Origin of the sequence: Cryobacterium luteum (genome assembly GCF_900110125.1) — a bacterium.
GTDB classification, from domain to species: domain Bacteria; phylum Actinomycetota; class Actinomycetes; order Actinomycetales; family Microbacteriaceae; genus Cryobacterium; species Cryobacterium luteum.
In genome coordinates this window covers 1-1143 of the sequence record NZ_FOCN01000073.1, presented here as the reverse complement: position 1 = coordinate 1143, position 1143 = coordinate 1, and the positions used below count along the sequence as shown (strand labels likewise).

Annotated in this window: 2 protein-coding genes; both read right to left on the bottom strand. The window is 58.2% G+C overall.

Translation table 11 applies throughout. The annotated features are described in order from the left end of the window. Positions 1-339: 339 nt before the first annotated feature. The gene (locus tag BMW72_RS18580) at positions 340-564 is read right to left on the bottom strand and encodes a hypothetical protein (RefSeq protein ID WP_167361079.1); all 225 of its coding nucleotides are present in this window, start codon (positions 562-564) and stop codon (positions 340-342) included. A 93-nt stretch (positions 565-657) separates the two neighbouring features. Beyond that, entirely contained in the window at positions 658-876 is a 219-nt protein-coding gene (locus BMW72_RS18270; RefSeq protein ID WP_092113192.1) for a hypothetical protein, read from the bottom strand. Positions 877-1143: the final 267 nt, after the last annotated feature.

The window sequence follows — 1143 nt, the reverse complement described above, 5'->3', positions numbered from 1 at the left end:
AGGTACGGGCGAAAGTTCACGGGTTACCTCCACAAGGACATGCTCCCAATCGGCGTTCTCTTCTGAAACTGCATGCTTATGCTCCTCCCACCAATGCCGTGAGCCCCAAAGGCAGTCCTTAGCCGACACCAACGAGCAGGAAAAACCTCGCCCGCCGTGCTGTCTAGGGATCTCGCCAGCAGTCATCGAGCACGCGCCGCAAGCATACCGCTCCCCGTCAAAAGGCGTGACAGCGGCACCTCGCCCGGTAGCCGTTCCCATTGAGGGTGCCACATACGGACGGAGCACAAGGGATCGATCTGTGATGTCAGGCGATGTGGCGGCACACCGCCGGATAGGTCATGGTCGCGTATGTCGTCGGCGCACGACCCAGACGACTACGCCGCCGATGGAATTGATCAGTCCGATCCCCATCATGAGTGGTGGCACCGCAGAGCCTCCTTGAGGAATCCCGAGAACAAGGAACGCCCCAAAGATCACAAAGGTCACCAGACCACCAATTATGAATATTTCCGGCAGACGGTTGTTGCTGCTCGCGTTGTCGTTGTCGTTGTCGTTCAACAAGCGACGGGCCCTCCCGATTCCAGGGCGGTGCCAATGGCTTGGCCGGCAACCCTGCCGCTGTCCGCCGCAATAATCGCCTGAATTAAAAGCCTGCTAGTGAGCATGATGAAACATCACCAGAGCGATTGTGCTTGCTATTCCGAGGACCAACCCCACGCCAGCAATCACAAATCCCCAAGGGGCTTCGTTCAAGCCGATGACCAGTCCCACAAGGATGGCAGCAAGTCCCAGCACGGCCAGCGTGATGAGAAAGCTCAACTTCGCGGACCGCGTGCCCGACGTCTCAGCGTCTCTACCAGACACATCTTCCATAGGAAACTCCCATTCGAAGTGGGGCCGTGGAATCCTAAATACCGACGTGCCACCGCTCCAGAGTAGTCACCTTGGGGCTCTGAGCGGGTGAAAACCTCCACCGAGTTAATGCGTCCCAATCAACGGGGCGCAGTGTGCCGCGCGGTGCCTGCAGTCGCGCGCGTCCCGTAGAGGGTTGGCGGATTCAACCGGTCGTCGCAACACTCGATTTTTGTGAGGTGTTGTACGTGTGGTTGAAGAATGAGTTCGTTAAGAAACAGGCGCGGT